Origin of the sequence: Hubeiibacter jixunmingi (assembly GCF_041928215.1) — a bacterium.
In the GTDB taxonomy this organism is placed as follows: Bacteria; Pseudomonadota; Gammaproteobacteria; order Pseudomonadales; family Moraxellaceae; genus Acinetobacter.
On the sequence record NZ_JBHFHK010000052.1, the window covers coordinates 1 to 16972 of the forward strand.

General features: G+C 41.8%; 13 protein-coding genes. 2 read left to right on the forward strand and 11 right to left on the reverse strand.

Annotated features, from left to right (window positions below; translation table 11 throughout):
* Window positions 1-121: 121 nt before the first annotated feature.
* Window positions 122-331, reverse strand: coding sequence for a SlyX family protein (locus ACEYX7_RS08310; RefSeq protein WP_374804637.1), 210 nt, complete (start codon window positions 329-331; stop codon window positions 122-124).
* Between the two features lie 46 nt (window positions 332-377).
* Between ACEYX7_RS08310 and ACEYX7_RS08315 the strand changes: the two genes are divergently transcribed.
* Entirely contained in the window at window positions 378-2282 is a 1905-nt protein-coding gene (locus ACEYX7_RS08315) for an ATP-binding cassette domain-containing protein (RefSeq protein ID WP_374804635.1), read from the forward strand.
* Between the two features lie 83 nt (window positions 2283-2365).
* On the opposite strand, the gene ACEYX7_RS08320 is transcribed toward ACEYX7_RS08315, so the two are convergent.
* Window positions 2366-3244 (reverse strand): class II glutamine amidotransferase, encoded by an 879-nt coding sequence (locus ACEYX7_RS08320; protein ID WP_374900426.1) that lies wholly within the window; start codon window positions 3242-3244, stop codon window positions 2366-2368.
* Between the two features lie 142 nt (window positions 3245-3386).
* On the opposite strand from ACEYX7_RS08320, the gene ACEYX7_RS08325 reads away from it, so the two are divergent.
* Window positions 3387-4319, forward strand: a complete 933-nt coding sequence (locus tag ACEYX7_RS08325; RefSeq protein ID WP_374804633.1) for an LpxL/LpxP family acyltransferase — start codon at window positions 3387-3389, stop codon at window positions 4317-4319.
* A gap of 171 nt (window positions 4320-4490) precedes the next feature.
* Here ACEYX7_RS08325 and rpoC read toward each other — a convergent pair whose 3' ends face one another.
* The 9 genes from rpoC to ACEYX7_RS08370 all read right to left on the reverse strand — a co-directional run.
* The gene (rpoC, locus tag ACEYX7_RS08330; protein ID WP_374900427.1) at window positions 4491-8693 is read right to left on the reverse strand and encodes a DNA-directed RNA polymerase subunit beta'; all 4203 of its coding nucleotides are present in this window, start codon (window positions 8691-8693) and stop codon (window positions 4491-4493) included.
* 87 nt (window positions 8694-8780) lie between these two features.
* A complete protein-coding gene (rpoB, locus tag ACEYX7_RS08335; RefSeq protein ID WP_374804631.1) occupies window positions 8781-12869 on the reverse strand; it encodes a DNA-directed RNA polymerase subunit beta in 4089 nt (1362 codons plus the stop codon).
* Between the two features lie 361 nt (window positions 12870-13230).
* Window positions 13231-13599, reverse strand: coding sequence for a 50S ribosomal protein L7/L12 (rplL, locus tag ACEYX7_RS08340; protein ID WP_374804630.1), 369 nt, complete (start codon window positions 13597-13599; stop codon window positions 13231-13233).
* Between the two features lie 42 nt (window positions 13600-13641).
* On the reverse strand, window positions 13642-14148 hold the full coding sequence (gene rplJ, locus ACEYX7_RS08345) for a 50S ribosomal protein L10 (RefSeq protein WP_374804629.1): 507 nt from the start codon (window positions 14146-14148) through the stop codon (window positions 13642-13644).
* A gap of 328 nt (window positions 14149-14476) precedes the next feature.
* Entirely contained in the window at window positions 14477-15172 is a 696-nt protein-coding gene (gene rplA / locus ACEYX7_RS08350) for a 50S ribosomal protein L1 (protein WP_374804628.1), read from the reverse strand.
* 3 nt (window positions 15173-15175) lie between these two features.
* On the reverse strand, window positions 15176-15604 hold the full coding sequence (gene rplK / locus ACEYX7_RS08355; RefSeq protein ID WP_374804627.1) for a 50S ribosomal protein L11: 429 nt from the start codon (window positions 15602-15604) through the stop codon (window positions 15176-15178).
* A gap of 113 nt (window positions 15605-15717) precedes the next feature.
* On the reverse strand, window positions 15718-16251 hold the full coding sequence (nusG, locus tag ACEYX7_RS08360) for a transcription termination/antitermination protein NusG (protein ID WP_374900429.1): 534 nt from the start codon (window positions 16249-16251) through the stop codon (window positions 15718-15720).
* 6 nt (window positions 16252-16257) lie between these two features.
* Window positions 16258-16689, reverse strand: a complete 432-nt coding sequence (gene secE / locus ACEYX7_RS08365) for a preprotein translocase subunit SecE (protein WP_374804625.1) — start codon at window positions 16687-16689, stop codon at window positions 16258-16260.
* 208 nt (window positions 16690-16897) lie between these two features.
* Window positions 16898-16972: EF-Tu C-terminal domain-related protein (locus ACEYX7_RS08370; protein WP_445585612.1), on the reverse strand; the 75-nt coding region annotated here is incomplete at its 5' end.

The window sequence follows — 16972 nt, forward strand, 5'->3', positions numbered from 1 at the left end:
ATTTTTGCCCATTGGGCATCAGTAAGTGTTAGTCTATTCATATAATCAGAATAACTGATTTTCTTTGTATGTCAACATACCCTAATAGAAAATGAAATCTGCTATGACACAACACACCACATTAAAAATGCGGCGGAATATTACTGATCGGATCAAACGGTGCAATGCCGTCAGACAAGTCAGCTTGCTCAACTCTGTGGTATAATACTTGCATTTGATGTTGCAAATCGACAATCTGTTGATTTTGCTCTGCCACTTGGTTATTGAGCTGTTCCACCAAATCATCCAAAAAGGTGATTCGCATTTGTAAATCAGCCAATACTTGTTGCATATCGACGTCATCTGCCGTATTTGCCACTTTTTTTTGAGAATCTGTCATGTCATATATTACCCTAAAAGATGTACAACTTGCCTTTGGTGGCCCTGCCCTATTGGACAATGCCAATTTTACCCTAGAACGTGGCGAACGAGTATGTTTAATTGGGCGAAATGGCGAAGGAAAATCCACTTTACTCAAATTAATCGCAGGTGAATTGGTCGCTGATCAAGGCGAAGTCATGATGCAAAATGGCTTAAGCGTAGCGATGTTGGCACAAGATGTCCCAATGGACAGCGGACGTGTGGCAGATATTGTGGCAGATGGTGCAGGTGAAGTCGCTCAAGTATTGAAACGCTATCATGATGCGACACAAGCGTGTATTGCAGGTGATGATCAAGCCTGTGAATTGATGGGTGATTTGCAACACAAACTCGATCAAATGAACGGTTGGGCATTGGAAAATCAAGTCAATTTGATTTTGAGTAAAATGGGCTTGGATGGCGATGCCGATTTAGCCAGTTTGTCGGGTGGTCGTAAACGCCGTGTGCTATTGGCTCGGGCATTACTCACCCAACCCGATATTCTACTGTTAGACGAGCCGACCAACCATTTGGACGTAGAAAGCATTGAATGGCTTGAAAATTTTCTCTTAGAACAAAATAATTTAACCTTATTATTTATTTCGCATGACCGTAGTTTTGTCGATAAATTATCCACCCGTATTGTGGAATTAGACCGTGGGCAATTGCGTGGTTTTGAAGGCAATTATTCACGTTATTTGGAATTAAAAGCCCAACAGTTAGAAGCAGAAGAAAAACAAAATGCTTTATTTGACAAGAAATTAGCCGAAGAAGAAGCATGGATTCGCCAAGGTATCAAAGCTCGTCGTACGCGTAATGAAGGGCGTGTACGTGCCTTAAAAGCCTTGCGTGAAGAGTCTAAAGCTCGCCGTTTTCAACAAGGTAAAGCCAATATGGCTATGCAAGATGCACAGCGTTCGGGCAAATTGGTCTTTGATATTGAACATTTGGGCGTGCAATTTGATGATAAAGTATTGATTAAAGATTTTTCTACTGTGGTGATGCGTGGCGACCGTATTGCCTTGATTGGTGACAATGGTGTCGGTAAAACCAGTTTAATCAAAGCCATTTTGGGTGATTTACCGCATACAGGCACAGTCAAAACAGGGACGCAATTAGACATTGCTTATTTTGACCAATTACGCCATCAATTGGATTTGGAAAAATCAGTAGCGGATAACGTGGCAGAAGGTGCGGATTTTGTGGAGATTAACGGACAAAAACGCCATATCTTAAGTTATTTGCAAGATTTCTTATTTGCCCCAGAGCGTGCCAGAACACCTGTCAAAGCCTTATCAGGTGGTGAACGAAATCGCATTTTATTGGCAAAATTATTACTCAAACCGTCCAATTTAATGATTATGGACGAACCAACCAATGATTTGGACATGGTGACTTTGGAATTATTGGAAGACTTATTATCACAATATCAAGGCACTTTGCTGTTAATTAGCCATGACCGTGCATTTGTAGATAATGTGGTGACATCGACTTGGGTATTTGATGGTAAAGGCAATATTGCTGAATATATTGGCGGTTATCAAGATTATTTACAGCAACGTCCTGTAGAAAAAATCGAAAAAGTGGAAAAGCCAAAAACTGAAAAATCTGAGGCGAAACCACAATCCAATCTTGCTCAAACATCCCAAACTCAACCTGAAGTCAAGAAGCGTAAACTCAGCAATAAAGAACAACGTGAACTAGACGCATTGCCTTTGGAAATTGAAGAATTGGAAATTGAGCAAGCCGATTTGCAACAAAAACTGGCAGATGGTTCGTGGTTTGTCACTGATGTTAATGCTGCCACGCAAGCATCGGAACGCTTGGCTGAGATTGAAATATTATTATTGGAAAAATTAGACCGTTGGGCGGAATTAGAGTAATCTTTTTGGCTTTGATGTAAGTCAGGCTTGATTTTGAGATGTGCCTTAAAATTAAGCCCAATTGTATTAGGTTATTGTGATAGTTACAACGTCGTACCATAACGACGAGCCATTGCAATGCCCTGCTCAATACTTAAAGCTTCAGCATCGTTTAAGCGGTCTTGATAACAAATCGCCCCATCACGAAAAATCAAACATTCATTGACCGATAATTGCTGCCATATTTCAGTGCTCGTCAATGGAATGGTAGCAAATACCGTGACACGGTCATGAGCGGTGGTCACATCAGCAAAGTTAATTGCCACTTCATGGTCTGACAATACCGCTTCGCCAAAAGGTGCTTGGCGTGTGAGATAAAACAGCAAACTACTGGCATATGCCAATTGCCAATTACCATTAGACAATAAACAATTAAATAAGCCATGTTTGGCAAATTCACGGCATTGCTCAGTTAAAAAGGCAAATAATTGGCTGTCTTGTGGCTTTTTGGGGAATTTTTGTTTTAATTGATTAAGCAAATAACAAAATACTCGTTCTGAGTCAGTATTGCCTACAGCTTGATAATGTGAAAAATCCTGTTGTGCCGATTGTTGAATTTTGGCTAAAAAATCACGATTCATTTGTCCATTATGGGCAAAAACCCACTGCTCACCCCACAGTTCACGCACGAATGGATGAGTATTGGCAAGACAACGATTGCCCTGTGTGGCTTTACGAATATGTGCCACCACGTTTAACGCACGGATTGGGTAATTGCCAATCAAATCAGCAATCGGGGATAAATGGCTCGGTTTATCATCATGAAAAACTCGCAACCCTACGCCACAATCACTTTGTTCAAAAAATGCAATGCCAAATCCATCTTCGTGATGGTCGGTCAATCCGCCCCTTGCTCTAAAGCCTTGAAAACTAAAATGAATATCAGTTGGAACATTACAGTTCATACCGAGCAATTGGCACATCTTGGGCAGGACCTATTTTTGACATTCAGGTTAGTATAGCCCAAAGCGATGATTGGCTAAAGTGCATTGTGACAATTTATACTTTATCGGATTTTCAATCTTTTATATAATAAAATTCTATTTTGTATGACACGAGTATTGCATGTCTCAACAACACACCCACGCTCGCCCACATTTTCAATGGGCATTTTTATTGCCACAATATTGGGGAATTTGGTTGGGTGTATTGATTTTACGTACATTGACATTGCTACCATGGACATTGCAACGCTATTTGGCTTATGGCTTGGCGAAATTGGCTTGGGCAACGCTAAAATCTCGTAAAAAAACCACCTTACGCAATCTAGAACTATGTTTTCCTGAATGGTCAGTTGGCTATCGTGAACAGCAAGGTTATCAAGTCTTTGTCGATATGATGCTGGGTTTATTTGAGACCTTAAATGCATGGTATAAGCCAACATGGTTTACAGGGCGGGTAAATATTGATGGTTTAGAAGCTTTACAGCAAGCTCAACAAGATGGCTCAGGTATCATTTTATTGGGTTCGCATAGCACCTTGTTGGATGCTGGTGGTTATATCTGCAGTCAATTTTTTGACCCTGATGTGGTGTATCGCCCGCAAAATAATCCGCTACTAGATTGGCTGATTTATTCTGCAAGAGAGCCGATTTATGGCACGCAAATTGACCATGATGATATGCGTTTTTTGATTAAACGGCTGCGTGATGGGCATATCGTTTGGTATTCACCTGATCAAGATTTTGGTTTAAAACAAGGCGTGATGGCTGATTTTTTTGGTGTGCCTGCTGCCAGTGTTACCGCACAACGTCGTCTTGCCAAAGCAGGACGCACCAAAGTAATGTCGGTACATTTTTATCGAATTGGTGAAATTGAGCCACGTTATCAGATTAATATTGAGCCCGAATTAGCCCATTATCCAAGTAATGATGAAGTCGCAGATGCGACACGCGTCAATCAACTATTAGAAATGCAATTACGTCGTGTACCGACGCAATGGATGTGGTTTCACCGTCGTTTTAAGACTCGTCCAGAAGGCGAACCTAGTTTGTATTAATAGCGTGTGTATTTCCAAAATCCTTGGTCATTTTGATTTCAATCATTGAACAGATTTCATTTTCTTGACATAGCCAATAATCATAGCTCATTTTCTTTAATCAAAAATAAAGCCCTATCCTGAGATAGGGCTTTATGTTATCAATTATTTTTCAGTTTTTGACCAGATGAATTACAAATCTTGAAAAGCATCGGTTAGTGCATCAGTCAAAGCCTGATCGACATCAGAATAGTCATTCGCTGCAGCTTCTTTATCTGCAAGCTCTGCTTCTTGACGACGACGCTCTAAGTGATACGCTAGACCAGTACCTGCTGGAATCAGACGACCCACAACAACGTTTTCCTTCAAGCCACGTAAATCATCTTCTTTACCTGTTACTGCTGCTTCGGTCAAGACACGAGTTGTTTCTTGGAACGATGCGGCAGAGATAAATGAATCAGTCGATAACGATGCTTTGGTGATACCCATCAATTGACGTTCAAACTTCGCTGGGAATTTGTTCTGTGCATTCAAGACTTGGTTTTCTTGCATTACACGGATATAGTCCACTTGCTCGCCTTTGATAAAGCTAGAATCGCCACCATCGGTGATTTCAACTTTACGCAACATCTGACGTACAATCACTTCGATATGTTTATCGTTGATTTTTACGCCTTGTAAACGGTAAACGTCTTGAACTTCATTCACGATGTAGTTGGTTAATGCCACTTCGCCTTTTAAGCGTAAAATATCATGTGGATTCTGTGGACCATCAGAGATCACTTCACCACGTTCTACACGCTCGCCTTCGAACATGTTGATTTGACGCCATTTTGGAATCAATTCTTCATAGATTTCGCTACCGTCTTCAGGCGTAATCACCAAACGGTTTTTACCTTTGGTTTCTTTACCAAAGCTAACGATACCGCTCACTTCTGCCAAGATTGCATGCTCTTTTGGTCGACGTGCTTCAAACAAGTCAGCAACTCGTGGCAAACCACCGGTAATATCGCGTGTACGTGAACTTTCTTGTGGCACACGACCAATTACATCACCCACGCCAATAATTGCACCATCACGCATTTGGATCGTGGTATTTTGTGGCAAGAAATAGAATTTCTCTTCGCCATCTTTGGTATCAATCACGATCGCTGGACGCAAGTCTTTACCTGATGCTGGACGCGCACTCACTGGCAAGATTTGAGTCGATGTTGAGCCTGTCATTTCATCAGTACGGATTGTCGCAGTAATACCATCCACGATTTGCGAGAAGCGTGCTTTACCACTGACTTCTGTCACGATTGGATGGGTATGCGGATCCCAAGTTGCAATGATGTCGCCAGATGTCACTTTCGCACCATCTTCTAACAACACTGACGCACCATAAGGCACTTGATAACGTTCACGCTCACGACCAAGCTCATCCGTTACACCGATTTCACTAGAACGTGAAATGACAACCAAATGACCTTTATCGTGTTTTACAGTTTTCATGCTATGGAAACGCACTGAACCTGTATTTTTCACCTGAATGTTACTGACCGCAGATGTACCACTCGCTGTACCACCCACGTGGAACGTACGCATGGTTAACTGTGTACCTGGTTCACCGATTGACTGTGCTGCCATAACACCCACAGATTCACCTGGATTCACCAAATGACCACGTGCCAAGTCACGACCATAACACTTCGCACACACACCAAAGTCAGATTCACAGTTTACTACTGAACGCACTTTGACTTCGTCCACACCTGATTCTTCAATCTCTTGTGCAATACGTTCGTCGATAAATGTATTACGTGGATACAAAATTTCGCCTGTAGCAGGAACGATAATATCGGTTGCAACCACACGACCCAAGATACGCTCACGTAATGATTCGATTACGTCACCGCCTTGGATTAATGGCGTCATCACCAAGCCATCCAACGTACCACAGTCAGATTGCGTAATTACCAAGTCTTGTGCTACGTCAACCAAACGACGTGTCAAATAACCTGAGTTCGCAGTTTTCAATGCGGTATCGGCAAGACCTTTACGTGCACCGTGTGTAGAAATAAAGTACTGTAATACGGTCAAACCTTCACGGAAGTTCGCTTTAATCGGGGTTTCAATAATCGAGCCGTCCGGCTTAGTCATCAAACCACGCATACCTGCAAGCTGACGAATCTGTTGTGCACTACCACGGGCACCAGAGTCTGCCATCATATAGATACTGTTGAACGATTTTTGCTTCTCTTCTTCGCCTTGTTTGTTGGTGACAACATCAAAAGACAAGTTATCCATCATCGCTTTTGCAACGTGGTCATTGATACGTTTCCAAATATCGACCACTTTGTTGTAGCGTTCGCCTGCAGTCACAAAACCTTGTTTGAACTGATCTTCAATGCTACGCACTTCAATTTCAGCTTTTTCAATGATTTCATGTTTGGTTGGCGGAATTACCATGTCTTCTAAGCCCACAGATACACCTGAGCGTGTCGCTTGACGGAAGCCCAAATACATCAATTGGTCAGCGAAGATTACCGAATCTTTTAGACCCAATTTACGGTAGCAAGTGTTGATCAATTTAGAGATGTTTTTCTTGTTCATCTCGGTATTGACCATTTCAAAGCTTAAGCCTTCTGGTACAACTTCCCACAATAAGCAACGACCTGGTGTAGTGTCTACAACCATAGTTTCTTTAATGCGTTCACCTTCTTCAGTGATCACAGTTTGATGTACACGTACTTTTACGCGTGCATGCATCGCCACTTGAGCTGTTGCCAAAGCACGGTTTACTTCCGCAGTGTCCGCAAACACCATGCCTTCACCTTTGGCATTGATGGCTTCACGCGTGATGTAGTACAGACCCAAGACCACGTCCTGAGATGGTACGATAATCGGCTCACCGTTGGCAGGTGACAAGATGTTGTTGGTTGACATCATCAAGGCACGTGCTTCAAGCTGTGCTTCCAAGGTTAATGGTACGTGTACCGCCATTTGGTCACCGTCAAAGTCGGCGTTAAATGCTGTACATACCAATGGGTGTAAACGAATCGCTTTACCTTCGATCAACACTGGTTCAAACGCTTGTAAGCCCAAACGGTGCAGTGTTGGTGCACGGTTCAACATCACTGGATGCTGACGAATCACGTTAGCGAGTACGTCCCACACTTCTGGGGTTTCACGCTCAACCATTTTCTTGGCAGCTTTAATCGTGGTTGCTTGACCAGATGCTTGTAATTTGGCAAAAATAAACGGCTTAAATAATTCTAATGCCATCTTTTTCGGCAAACCACATTGGTGCAAACGTAAAGTAGGACCTACGGTAATGACCGAACGACCAGAATAATCGACACGCTTACCGAGCAAGTTTTGACGGAAACGACCTTGCTTACCTTTGATCATGTCAGCAAGTGATTTTAATGGACGCTTGTTTGAACCCGTAATAGCACGACCACGACGACCGTTGTCTAACAAGGCATCAACAGATTCTTGCAACATACGTTTTTCGTTACGTACAATGATATCTGGTGCAACCAAGTCTAATAAACGTTTTAAACGGTTGTTACGGTTGATGACACGACGGTACAAATCATTCAAATCTGAAGTCGCAAAACGACCGCCTTCAAGTGGTACCAATGGACGTAAGTCTGGTGGTAACACTGGCAATACGTTCATCACCATCCATTCAGGTTTGTTGTTGGAATCTTTAAACGCTTCCATCAATTTCAAACGCTTAGATGATTTTTTCAACTTGGTTTCAGATGTCGTTTGTGGAATTTCTTCACGCAAACGAGAAATTTCTGCTTCTAAGTCGATGTCTTTTAAAAGATCTTGAACCGCTTCTGCACCCATTTTGGCTGCGAATTCGTCACCGTATTCTTCCAAAGCATTGAAGTATTCTTCATCGTTCAATAACTGATATTTTTCCAAGGTAGTCATACCTGGATCAGTGACAACGTATGATTCAAAATACAATACGCGTTCGATATCACGCAAAGTCATATCAAGTAATAAACCGATACGGCTTGGTAAAGATTTTAAGAACCAAATATGGGCAACAGGCGATGCCAATTCGATATGACCCATGCGATCACGACGAACTTTGGCAGTAGTGACTTCTACGCCACATCTGTCACAAATCACGCCTTTGTATTTCATACGCTTGTATTTACCACACAAGCATTCATAGTCTTTTACTGGACCAAAGATTTTGGCACAGAACAAACCATCACGTTCTGGTTTAAAAGTACGATAGTTGATGGTTTCAGGCTTTTTCACTTCACCGTGCGACCACGAACGGATGACATCTGGTGATGCCAAGCCAATGCGAATACGATCAAACTCTAAAGGTACATGACCATCAGCATCAGTTTTTTTACCGATGATATTCAATAAGTCTTTCAATTTTTCTCTCCGTAAACCGAGCAGCAGACCAGTACTGACTCGGCTGGTTGAAAACGATTATCTTTTGGTTAATTTGAACCGTATTGCTTAGTCGCCGTTTTTCAATTCAATATTGATTGCCAATGAACGAATCTCTTTGGTCAATACGTTGAACGATTCTGGCATGCCTGGATCCATATAATGGTGACCATCTACAATGTTCTTATAGATACGAGTACGACCTTCAACGTCATCCGACTTCACCGTCAACATTTCTTGCAAGGTATATGCAGCGCCATACGCTTCTAATGCCCAGACCTCCATCTCACCGAAACGCTGACCACCGAATTGAGCACGACCGCCCAATGGTTGTTGCGTCACTAATGAGTAAGAACCAGTAGAACGGGCGTGCATCTTGTCATCAACCAAGTGGTTCAATTTCAACATGTACATATAACCTACGGTTACAGGACGGTCGAATTTGTCACCAGTACGACCATCATACAAGTCCATTTGACCTGTACGAGAATAGTCGGCAAGCTCAAGTAATTCTTTGATTTGACCTTCTTCAGCACCATCAAACACTGGTGTTGCCAAAGGTACGCCGCCACGCAAGTTACCTGCAAGTTTGATGACTTCATCATCGCTCAAGCTATTTAGGTCTTCTTGCTCGCCACCCACTTTGTTGTAAATCTTGTCTAAGAATACACGCAAATCAGCGATAGCACGTTGTTGCTTGATCATCTTGTCGATTTGTTCACCTAAACCTTTGGCTGCTAAGCCAAGGTGAGTTTCCAAAATCTGACCCACGTTCATACGTGATGGTACGCCTAGTGGGTTTAATACCACATCAACTGGCTCACCATTGGCATCATGTGGCATGTCTTCTACTGGTAAGATGTTTGATACAACACCCTTGTTACCATGACGACCCGCCATCTTATCACCAGGTTGGATACGACGTTTTACTGCCAAATACACTTTCACAACTTTCAACACGCCATGTGTCAATTCGTCGCCTTGTGCAATTTTGCGTTTTTTCTCAGCGAATTTCTCGTCAATTTCAGTACTTTTTTCATTCAAGAACACTAAAATTTGTGATAAACGCTCAGCAATATCTTCGTCACTTGGTTGGATTTCTTTCAAATCAACCAATTCAAGTGTGCTTAACAAATCTGCTGACAATTTATCGCCACGCTTAGTACCGCCACCGCCATTTGAGCTTTGACCAGTCAATAAACGAACGATACGCTCACGTGCTGCTTCTTCAAAGATTTTGAATTCTTCTTTCAAGTCTTTGCGATAAGCATCAAGCTGTGCTTTTTCAATTGCCAAAGCACGTTCATCTTTTTCCACGCCATCACGGGTAAAGACTTGTACGTCAATCACTGTACCTTTAGTACCTGATGGTACACGTAAAGATGAGTCTTTTACGTCAGCAGCTTTTTCACCAAAGATAGCACGTAACAATTTTTCTTCTGGGGTAAGTTGTGTTTCACCTTTTGGTGTCACTTTACCGACCAAGATATCACCCGCAGTCACTTCAGCACCGATATAAACAATACCTGATTCATCCAGTTTGTTTAATGCCACTTCACCGACGTTTGGAATATCGGCTGTGATTTCTTCTTGACCCAATTTGGTATCACGTGCCACACAAGACAGTTCTTGAATGTGGATTGAGGTTAAACGGTCTTCTTGTACTACACGCTCAGATAATAAGATCGAGTCCTCGAAGTTATAACCGTTCCACGTCATGAACGCGACACGCATATTTTGACCGAGTGCCAATTCACCTAAATCGGTAGAAGGACCATCCGCCAAAATATCGCCACGTGCAACGACATCACCTTGATTGACAATAATGTTTTGGTTAATACACGTGTTTTGGTTTGAACGGGTGTATTTGATCAAGTTGTAGATATCTACACCTGCTTCACCAGCAACCATTTCATCTTCATTCACACGAATCACTACACGAGATGCATCAACATAGTCGATTTTACCACCACGTTTCGCTACCACACACACACCAGAGTCACGTGCTACATGGCGTTCCATACCCGTACCGACCAACGGCTTATCAGCACGCAAAGTAGGTACAGCCTGACGTTGCATGTTCGAACCCATCAATGCACGGTTTGCGTCATCGTGTTCAAGGAATGGAATCAATGATGCTGCAACAGAAACAACCTGCTGTGGTGATACGTCCATATGCGTTACGCTTTCTGGTGGCATCATCACAAATTCGCCTTGATAACGTACACTAACCGCTTCATCAGTAAAGCGACCTTCGCCATCGATTGGTGAGTCTGCTTGTGCAATGACTGTACCGACTTCTTCAATCGCTGATAGATATTCGATATCTTCAGTCACTTGACCATCAACTACACGGCGATAAGGTGTTTCTAAGAAACCAAAATTGTTAGTCTTCGCATATACAGAAAGCGAGTTAATCAAACCAATGTTTGGACCTTCAGGCGTTTCAATTGGACAAACACGACCATAATGCGTTTGGTGTACGTCACGTACCTCAAAGCCTGCACGCTCACGGGTCAAACCACCTGGACCTAATGCAGAAATACGACGTTTGTGAGTAATCTCTGACAATGGGTTGTTTTGATCCATAAACTGTGACAATTGGCTGGCACCAAAGAATTCTTTGATTGCTGCTGCCACTGGCTTAGCATTGATCAAATCTTGTGGTGACAAATTATCAGTTTCTGCTTGGTTCAAACGTTCTTTCACAGCACGTTCTACTCGCACTAAACCAACACGGAATTGGTTTTCAGTCATCTCACCAACAGAACGAATACGACGGTTACCTAAGTGGTCGATATCGTCCACTTCGCCTTTACCGTTACGGATTTCTACCAATGTTTTTACTACATCAATGATATCTTCATTTGATAAGATACCTTCGACTTGACGTGATTTGTGATCTGTACCCACTTCGTAAGGACGACCCAAACGACGGTTAAACTTCATACGACCCACAGGCGATAAATCATAACGCTCTGGGCTGAAGAACAAGTTGTTGAATAAGTTTTCAGCAGCTTCTTTGGTTGGTGGCTCGCCTGGACGCATTACTTTGTAGATTTCTACCAAAGCTTCGTCACGTTCTTGAACCGTATCAGCACGCAAAGTATCGGCAATGTACGAACCACGATCGATATCGTTAGTAAACAAGATATTAAATTTCTTGATACCTGCTTCAGCAATTTTCACCAAAATATCATGACTGATCAAAGTGTTCGCAGGAAGGATGTCACCATTTTTGAGTTCAAGATTTTCAGCAGTAATACGCTCGTACAAATATTCATCCGGCACAGACAATTTGTTAATGCCGGCAGCTTCGATTTCACGCACATGACGTGCATTGATACGCTTACCTTGTTCTACCAAGACTTTGCCATTATTGTCCTCAATATCGAACTGTGCGATTTCACCACGTAGACGCTCTGGTACAAGGTCAAGCTGGTAGCTACCCATGTCCACATAAACTGGTACTTTTTCATAGAACATATCTAAAATTTGTTCTGTACCATAATTTAGAGCACGCAAAATCACTGATGCAAGTAATTTACGACGACGGTCAATACGTACATACAGTAAATCTTTCGCATCAAATTCAAAATCTAACCATGAGCCACGGTAAGGAATGATACGTGCTGAGTACAATACTTTGCTACTAGAATGGGTTTTACCCTTGTCGTGATCAAAGAACACACCTGGTGAACGATGTAATTGCGATACAATCACACGCTCAGTACCATTAATTACAAATGTACCGTTTTCAGTCATCAATGGGATCTCACCCATATAAACTTCTTGTTCACGCACATCTTTGATGGCTTTGCTATCGCGGTCACGCAAAATCAAACGGATTTTGACACGCATCGGTGCAGCGAAAGTTGAACCACGCAAAATACATTCACGTACATCAAATTCAGGTTTGCCCAGTTGATATTCCACAAATTCTAAGGCTGCATTGCCAGAATAGCTCTCTATCGGAAATACTGAACGGAAGGCAGATTGCAAGCCTACATCTTCGCGTTGTTTCACTGGTGTGCCATCTTGTAAAAAGTCACGGTACGAATCTACTTGAATAGAAAGTAGATACGGAACGTCCATGACTTGGGGCAACTTACCAAAATTTTTACGTATCCGCTTTTTCTCGGTATATGAATATGCCATTGTATTCCTCGACGTTTGAGCAATGTGTTTCGCCTGCAGAACGAAACTTTGAGCCTAAAAAAAAGAGCAGTAGAATGTGACAAAAGTTTATAAAGACCAAAAATTAAACACAATGTGCCAATTTTCTATAAAATTTGTCTAAAAAACCTAACACTCAGGGTGAAATATTTAGCAATATTTTCCAACATTTTTGGTTAAAAATATGGCTAAATATTTAATTGTATTAAAATAAATCAGCTTTAATTTCAAGACCAAGTTATTTCACACAGCGCAAGCCTTTTATTGTAACGCAAAAAGGCTGATGACCCAAGAGTCACCAGCCATTTTTGGAGTTGGTCTAAAAAGACCAACCCCCCTTAAATTATTTAAGGGTAACTGTAGCACCAGCTTCTTCAAGTTTCTTCTTAAGTTCTTCGCCTTCTTCTTTAGAAACGCCTTCCTTAAGAACTGCAGGAGCGCCTTCAACCAAGTCTTTCGCTTCTTTCAAGCCAAGACCAGTTGCTTCACGTACTGCTTTGATTACGCCTACTTTGTTTGCACCGAAGCTAGTCAACTCAACGTTGAACTCTGTTTGCTCTTCAGCAACAGCTGCAGTCGCAGGACCAGCAGCAACTGCAACAGCAGCAGCAGATACGTTAAATTTTTCTTCGAAAGCAGAAATCAATTCAACCAATTCAAGAACTGTTTTTTCTGCAACTGCATTTAAGATTTCTTCGTTAGATAAAGCCATGGGTATAACTCCAAATGGATAATAAATGGTGTAAGGGAAAAGTTAAGCTGCTTCTTGCTCGTTTTTCTCTTTGAGTGCTGTAAGTAAGCGACCCAATTTCGAAACTGGAGCTTGAAGAACGTTGGCAAGCATAGTAAGTGCTTTCTCTTGGTTCGGAAGATTAGCAATTACGCTAACTTGATCCGCAAGATACACTTTACCATCGAATGCTGCTGCTTTAAGTTCGAACGCCTTGTTTGTTTTGGCGAAGTCTTCGAACAAACGTGCAGCTGCACCCATGTCGTCTTCAGAAGTTGAAAAACCGAGAATTGTTGGACCAACCAAGTTGTCATTTAAAATGTCAAATTGCGTACCTTCTAAAGCACGTTTTGCCAATGTATTACGCACGATACGTAAGTAAACATTGTTTTTACGCGCTTCAACACGAAGTTGCGTCAATTTCTCAACACTTAAGCCTTGATAGTCAGCAACAACAGCAGAGAAAGCTTTGCCGGCAGCTTCATTCACTGCAGCAACGATTTCTTTTTTGTCCTCTAAACGTAGAGCCACTGTAAAACCTCCTAAGCTATGATATGTACTATAAAAGTACACGCCCAATTCGCAAGCGGTCACTTATGTGACCCTTGCACGCGGAGGCAGAACAACTCACACCACCGCGTCTACGCAGGCTGATTTTTTAAGAATGATCTTTCAAGAAATTCATCAGGAAAGCCATTCGCCTGAGGTCTTTGACGCTAATAAATTCATTTCAATTTTACAATAAAAAATCATTTATCAATTCAAAGCCACTTATCATCAAGTAAAACCATCAGATAAGATTTTTAAATTCTGTATTTTGCTGAATCACATTATCGCAAAACAGCAAAATTCATGCAAATTACTTAGATACGTCATTTACATCAACGATTAGACCAGGACCCATAGTTGAGCTCAAAGTCACTTTCTTGATGTATACGCCTTTAGATGTTGCAGGTTTCAAACGTTTCAAATCAACGATTAACGCTTCAACGTTTTGACGGATCGCAGCAGCATCAAAGCCAACTTGACCCACAGCAGTATGGATAATACCTGCTTTGTCTACACGGTAACGTGCTTGACCAGATTTTGCATTTTTAACTGCAGTCGCTACGTCAGGTGTTACTGTACCCACTTTCGGGTTTGGCATCAAACCACGTGGACCCAATACTGTACCTAACTTACCTACAACACGCATTGCATCTGGTGCAGCAATCACAACATCAAAGTCTAAGTTGCCCGCTTGGATGCTTTCAGCCAAATCGTCCATACCAACGATGTCAGCACCAGCTTCTTTCGCTGCGTCTGCTTGAGCACCTTGTGCAAATACTGCAACACGTACAGTTTTACCTGTACCTGCTGGTAAAGTTGTTGCACCACGAACTACTTGGTCAGATTTACGAGGGTCAACACCCAAGTTAATCGCTACATCCAAAGACTCTTTGAATTTTGCAGGTGGCAAGCTATTTAAAACTTGTACTGCTTCGTCCAAAGTATATACTTTGTGCGCTTCGACTGCTGACGCAATCGCTTTTTGACGTTTAGTTAACTTAGCCATGTCTTATAGCTCCACATCAAAGCCCATTGAACGAGCAGAACCCGCAATGGTACGTACGCGTGCATCTAAATCAGCACCAGTTAAATCAGGTTCTTTAGTCGTTGCAATTTCTTCTAATTGCGCACGCGTCAATTTACCGACTTTAGTTTTGTTTGGTACTGAAGAACCTTTTTGAACGCCAGCTGCTTTCTTGATCAAGATCGATGCAGGAGGTGTCTTCATGATAAATGTAAATGATTTGTCGTTATAAACGGTAATCACTACAGGAATTGGAAGACCCGGTTCAACTTTTTGCGTTGCAGCGTTAAATTCTTTACAGAACGCCATGATGTTTACACCACGCTGACCCAAAGCTGGACCAATTGGTGGAGATGGATTTGCTTTACCTGCTGGCACTTGCAGCTTGATATAGCCATCGATTTTCTTAGCCATAATGATTATCCTCTGGGTACAAACGCTTTACAGCTCCCCAATAAACTATAATACTGGCAAAAGTATTACAGCGTGTTTACCGTATTTACCTAAGCAAATACCAAAAAAATAAATTAATACGCTTTTTCTACTTGGCGGAATTCTAGTTCCACTTGAGTAGGACGACTAAATACATTAATAGTGAGCTTTAGACGAGATTTTTCGTACTCAACGGACTCAACCATACCTTTAAAGTCAGTAAATGGACCATCAATAACCAATAACTCTTCGCCTGGCTCGAACATGGTCTTCGGACGAGGTGCTTCACCTTTGTTGTGTACACGTGCCAAAATCGCATCTGCTTCTTTTTGTGTAATTGGTGCTGGCTTTTCTGGTGTACCACCGATGAAACCCAATACTTTTGGACATTCTTTGACAATGTGCCAAGTATCGTCATTCATTTCCATTTCAATCAATACATAACCTGGAAAGAATTTGCGTTCAGACTTGCGTTTTTTGCTGTCTTTCATTTCCACAACTTCTTCAGTCGGCACTAGAACGTCACCAAATTGGTCTGCTACTGTACTGCGCGCAATGCGGTCTTGTAAAGAACGCATGACTTGTTTTTCATAGCCAGAATAAGCATGTACGATGTACCAACGTTTCATGGTGAATTATCCAATAATTAACTGAATTAAGCGACTGAATAGGGTATCAAAACCCCAAAGTACCAAAGCTGTAACAATAACAACAACCGACACTTGCCATGTTGTGTTTACAGTTTCTTGCTTGGTTGGCCAAATGACCCGTTTTAGTTCTATTCGAGAATCTTTGAGTAAACGGAAAAAGCCTTTACCCTGATGGGTCGCATATAATAACCCTAAAGCAACTAAAATACAAGCGATAGTAATCGCAACGCGTACCCAAATATTATTAGCAGGCACCCAATACTGTGGTAGATATTGTCCAACCAAGCTTGCTGCCAAAAGTAGTACAATGGCAATGATCCATAATACAACATCAAATGTAGAAGAGCCATTTGCCACTTCAGGCTGTGTTGCAGTATTGATACTATCAGAAGAATTTTTTGATTGTTGGTTCGACATGTTTTTACTCGCGGTAAATTTCGCCAATAATTATAAAGCAATTTAAGAATTTTTACATGAGATTTTCGTTAAAAAACTATTTTCAGCGTCACCTTTTTCGTGATTAGCCTAATTTTTTAACCAAAATAAAATCTAAACACCACATTTATAATAAATCAATAAATGCAACAAAGCTGCATCATTGCTGACGCAGCTTTGCTCGTAGGGCTTATGCAGTTACTTTAGCAACAACACCAGCACCTACTGTACGACCACCTTCACGAATCGCAAAGCGTAAGCCTGG

Coding starts and splice junctions, on each gene's coding strand:
- ACEYX7_RS08310 (WP_374804637.1), bottom strand. CDS start 331: ATGCAACAAGTATTGGCTGATTTACAAATGCGAATCACCTTTTTGGAT.
- ACEYX7_RS08315 (WP_374804635.1), top strand. CDS start 378: ATGTCATATATTACCCTAAAAGATGTACAACTTGCCTTTGGTGGCCCT.
- ACEYX7_RS08320 (WP_374900426.1), bottom strand. CDS start 3,244: ATGTGCCAATTGCTCGGTATGAACTGTAATGTTCCAACTGATATTCAT.
- ACEYX7_RS08325 (WP_374804633.1), top strand. CDS start 3,387: ATGTCTCAACAACACACCCACGCTCGCCCACATTTTCAATGGGCATTT.
- rpoB (WP_374804631.1), bottom strand. CDS start 12,869: ATGGCATATTCATATACCGAGAAAAAGCGGATACGTAAAAATTTTGGT.
- rplL (WP_374804630.1), bottom strand. CDS start 13,599: ATGGCTTTATCTAACGAAGAAATCTTAAATGCAGTTGCAGAAAAAACA.
- rplA (WP_374804628.1), bottom strand. CDS start 15,172: ATGGCTAAGTTAACTAAACGTCAAAAAGCGATTGCGTCAGCAGTCGAA.
- rplK (WP_374804627.1), bottom strand. CDS start 15,604: ATGGCTAAGAAAATCGATGGCTATATCAAGCTGCAAGTGCCAGCAGGT.
- nusG (WP_374900429.1), bottom strand. CDS start 16,251: ATGAAACGTTGGTACATCGTACATGCTTATTCTGGCTATGAAAAACAA.
- secE (WP_374804625.1), bottom strand. CDS start 16,689: ATGTCGAACCAACAATCAAAAAATTCTTCTGATAGTATCAATACTGCA.